We start from the raw sequence: 4,028 nt of genomic DNA, 5'->3' as shown, positions 1-4,028 counted from the left end.
GCTACAAAGAAAAAAGGAAATCCACCCTACTTTCACGCCTAAAAAATTAACGGCTCAATCGCTGAACTGAGCCAAAAAACTGCGTTCTTAGAGTTCGTGTAACGCCTGCATAACACGTTTGCTACTATGCAGACCTAGCTGAATTTTAACGCCTTAATCACTGAAACTAAAGGCAAACTGACAACGCCGAGTGTAGCAAATCGTGTTGATGCGATTGTTAACTGCGCTTTTCAGCTTTAGTTACACAAACAGAAAACAGCTCTTTCATTGGCACATAATTACAATGATAACCATAGATATTTGCGGCTACCCATTGCTCAGAAGTAATACCAGAAAAATTAATATTGTAACCACAGTTGATTGCAATATGCTCAAACAACAAACGTTGAGCGCGACCATTACCTTCACGAAATGGGTGTAGAACGTTAATATCGCAATAATACTCAGCTAGCTTAGTAAGAAATTCATCGTATGGAAGATCAGCTAAATACTTATCTTTTTCTAACATTGAAAACAGATTATTCGCTTCTTTTTCAATCCTACCTACATTACAAAAGCGTGTATTTCCCTTTGAAATATCAATCGTTCTTAACTCGCCAGCCCATTCAAATAGATCGGAGAACAAAATGTGATGAATTGAACGCAGGTAGCTGAAATCATAAGGAGGTAATTGAAACTCCACATACATTGCAGCTAATGTTGTTAAATCACGTTCAGCAGCCTCTAATACAATTTCATTACGAATATTGAGCTTATTAACAAGAACCGTACTATTTTCGTAAGTATAAGGATCTTGAGTTGTCCCATATTTATCAACCATTGAGCGCCTCTAACGAATTTACATTTGAGTATTTGTTTAACAGAATTTGACGTTGTTCTTCTTTGTCGAGTGATAAGTCGAAATCACTGGCAACATCATGTCCCTCTAAACGCATACTTTCTTTAAAGTTATCCATTTTGACTTGCTCGAAATAGGCATGTTTTTCTTCGTAAGAAGAAAGCATTGAATTACTTGGCATAACTAAATCAATGTCGTTAAGTTGAGATTGGATCGCTTTCCCTGACTCAAAAACGCCCCAGCTATTAATAGAAAAACGGAAGGTTCGACCTTGGCGCTCTCTTTCAATATTTAAGCCTAAATTTTCAACTAATGAGTTAACTACGGATTGTACTTTACGTTCAGAAATCCCAGTCGCAGCCACGATAGCTTGAGTATTTGGAGATTCCAATCGTGTCATTGCAGCTAAAACTAATAATTCGTACTTCATGCTTACCTCGCACATTTATGCGGAAATAATATTAGTCTACTACTCAAAGGGATCAATTACCATATTTGAAAGCTAAATTAACAAAGAAGCAGTTAACGCCTGCATAACACGTTTGCTACCATGCAATCATACTTGAAATTGACGCCTTAAAACGAGAAACACTCGGCAAACTGAGATTGCCGAGTGTAGTAAATCGTGTTGATGCATTTGTTATATGCTTATCGCAAATGCTGACGGAGTCTTTTGTTAAAGATACTTTTGAATTTGAGTAGATTTTCAATATGCCAAGATTTAATTTCAACAAGTTCATTTTTAGTTGTAATAGAACCATCACGATAAATTGCTATCCTTGTTGCTCTCTTACCGTCAATTGGTTCCCATGAAAGATCACTGCCAAATTCGTTTTCAATATCTCTTTTACTTTCTAGAAAATGATTTAAGCAAGATACATTATCTTCTTCGCTACCGAAATCAATGTATAACTCAGTACGAACTTTATTACCTTGGCAAAAATTAGCGCCATAATTGATACCTGAAATGCCCGAAGCAAACGCATACCAATTTTGAGGTTGACCCGCTTTAGCCGATGTGAATTTATGTTCAATTCTCAAATCATCGATTAAGTCTTGAAAATATTCTCGATATTGCTCCGACTTGGCGCTAGTTTTTTGAGTCGTTTTATTACTAGACTTACTCTTTTGCCACTCGTTTGGGAAAACAACAGGCTTTAAATTGAATGCTGGTTTTGAATTGTCTATTTGTATAACTTCAACAACTACAGCAAAAAACTGAGTTTGATTGTCAGTTCGATGGTTTAGCCAATCCAAAGCCTGACGGTGCTCCTCACGAATAGTTTCAGCCACCCAAATTACAAATGAAGCATCAAAACCAGCGGCATAAGTTAACAATTTACCTAGGTGATCATGATCAGTTTGTGAAAATTGATTTTCAATAATGACATTTTCTGCCGAACCAAGATCCTTAGCTAAAATATCTAGAGAAAAACTTCCAACACTGGCTTCCTCTTGGATAAGCTCAAGTTCTAATCCAACAGCATTGCCTAGGGCTTCAATATTTTCAGCTAGCCATGGCGTAAAATCCTGTGCTTCGTGCGCCCAAATATCTCTTAAAGGTACTTTCTTCAACTCGCCAAACATATGTAAATTTCCTTATTTTCCAAACTAGCATATAACGCCTGCATAACACGTTTGCTACGATACAGACTTAACTGAATTTTACCGCCTTAATCACTGAAATTAAAGGCAAACTGACAACGCCGAGTGTAGCAAATCGTGTTGATGCATTTGTTATATGCGTTCTTAAAGTCAGCTAAGTTATTTATCTCAAAGCTGACCTGAGAAGCATCATTTACCCAACTATTTAGAATATTCCATCAACTCAACTGGAGCGCCGTTTACTTCAATAAAGGTAACAATTAAGCCTTCACTTGGTGAATTAGGTTCAATTATGACTTTCTTACCTTTAATTTCAGCCATTAAGTCATCAACTTCAAAAGCGGCGTGAGGAACTGTTTTCACCAATTCAGGATATGGAGCATCAGCCCAAAAACGCTGCCACTGGATCCCAAAAGGATTATTCTGATGGTCAGATACTGTCATTTTCAAATGAGGTAAATCTATTTCACCATCGAACTGTTCTGTTGTTGGTATACCTAAATGATTAAACTTCATTGAATATCCTTATTATTTCCACTTCAAGCATATAACGCCTGCATAACACGTTTACTACTATGCAATTATACTTAAAATTTACGCCTTAAAACGAGAAACACCCGACAACCTGAGATGCCGAGTGTAGTAAATCGTGTTGATGCGATTGTTAAACGTTACACAGCGCGTTGAAGTGCCAATAAATCACAACCCATAATTCCATTAAGGTTTGCTGTGATTTTTTCAGGTGACCAATTCCACCATTCCAATCGTAATAATTCATCGATAACCGATTGTTCAAAGCGCTGTTTAATGTGAACTGCTGGATTACCGCCACAAACACTGTAAGGAGCTACATCTTTTGTTACTACAGATTTAGACGCAATGATTGCACCGTGACCAATTTTAACACCCGGCATTATTGTCGCGTCATAACCAATCCAAACGTCATTACCAATTTCAGTATCACCCTTAAATGGTAATTCACCTTCTTTTGGCATCCCTTTTTCCCAACCATTACCAAAGATATAAAATGGATAAGAAGAAAAACCTGAAGTTTTATGGTTTGCGCCATTCATGATGAATTTGACATCCTTTGCGATAGCACAAAATTTTCCAATGATCAGTTTGTCCCCAATGAAAGGAAAATGATAAAGGACATTACTTTCAAAGTTTTCAGGTCCGTCAGGATCATCATAATAAGTGTAATCACCAATGATAATATTTTCATTGGCAATGAAGTTTTTCAAATAACCAACTTGAGGGTAACCCGTCATTGGTTCTTTATTATTAGGATTTGGTCCAAACAAAATGTATCTCCTTATCTAGTGACGTTTAACGCCTGCATAACACGTTTGCTACGATACAGACCTAGCTGAATTTTAACGCCTTAATCACTGAAATTAAAGGCAAACTGACAACGCCGAGTGTAGCAAATCGTGTTGATGCATTTGTTATGAGAATGCCTCACCCAGTGTGCACGACATAAATTGACTATGTGGATCAGGTTTATAATCAGCAAAGGGATCACAATATTGAAAACCAAATTTTTCATAGAGATTACGAGCTGGCTTGAAGAACTCTTGTGAGC

The 4,028-nt window shown here is 37.1% G+C and carries 5 protein-coding genes and 1 pseudogene; all 6 read right to left on the bottom strand.

What is annotated here, in order from left to right; all coding sequences use genetic code 11:
• Window positions 1-217: 217 nt before the first annotated feature.
• Window positions 218-820, bottom strand: coding sequence for a putative adenosine monophosphate-protein transferase Fic (locus tag AACV33_RS00170; RefSeq protein ID WP_182700649.1), 603 nt, complete (start codon window positions 818-820; stop codon window positions 218-220).
• On the bottom strand, window positions 813-1,268 hold the full coding sequence (locus AACV33_RS00165) for a YhfG family protein (protein WP_026025542.1): 456 nt from the start codon (window positions 1,266-1,268) through the stop codon (window positions 813-815). Before AACV33_RS00165 ends, AACV33_RS00170 begins: the two co-directional genes overlap by 8 nt.
• A gap of 218 nt (window positions 1,269-1,486) precedes the next feature.
• Complete coding sequence (locus AACV33_RS00160; protein WP_023604733.1) at window positions 1,487-2,425, bottom strand: DUF4268 domain-containing protein; 939 nt, start codon at window positions 2,423-2,425, stop codon at window positions 1,487-1,489.
• Between the two features lie 219 nt (window positions 2,426-2,644).
• Window positions 2,645-2,959, bottom strand: a complete 315-nt coding sequence (locus AACV33_RS00155) for a hypothetical protein (RefSeq protein WP_182700648.1) — start codon at window positions 2,957-2,959, stop codon at window positions 2,645-2,647.
• Window positions 2,960-3,114: 155 nt separating this feature from the next.
• Window positions 3,115-3,750 carry a Vat family streptogramin A O-acetyltransferase gene (locus tag AACV33_RS00150; protein ID WP_370527207.1) on the bottom strand — a complete coding sequence of 212 codons (636 nt, stop codon included), beginning with the start codon at window positions 3,748-3,750 and terminating at the stop codon, window positions 3,115-3,117.
• Window positions 3,751-3,891: 141 nt separating this feature from the next.
• Window positions 3,892-4,028 (bottom strand): annotated as a pseudogene (locus AACV33_RS00145) (GNAT family N-acetyltransferase); the annotation flags it as partial.

It is taken from the genome of Aliivibrio sp. SR45-2, from assembly GCF_963890165.1.
In the GTDB taxonomy this organism is placed as follows: Bacteria; Pseudomonadota; Gammaproteobacteria; order Enterobacterales; family Vibrionaceae; genus Aliivibrio; species Aliivibrio salmonicida.
This window is presented reverse-complemented; position numbering and strand designations above follow the sequence as displayed.

Excerpts from the sequence above, each read along its gene's own strand:
- AACV33_RS00155 (WP_182700648.1), bottom strand. The coding sequence starts at position 2,959 with ATGAAGTTTAATCATTTAGGTATACCAACAACAGAACAGTTCGATGGT.
- AACV33_RS00170 (WP_182700649.1), bottom strand. The coding sequence starts at position 820 with ATGGTTGATAAATATGGGACAACTCAAGATCCTTATACTTACGAAAAT.
- AACV33_RS00165 (WP_026025542.1), bottom strand. The coding sequence starts at position 1,268 with ATGAAGTACGAATTATTAGTTTTAGCTGCAATGACACGATTGGAATCT.
- AACV33_RS00160 (WP_023604733.1), bottom strand. The coding sequence starts at position 2,425 with ATGTTTGGCGAGTTGAAGAAAGTACCTTTAAGAGATATTTGGGCGCAC.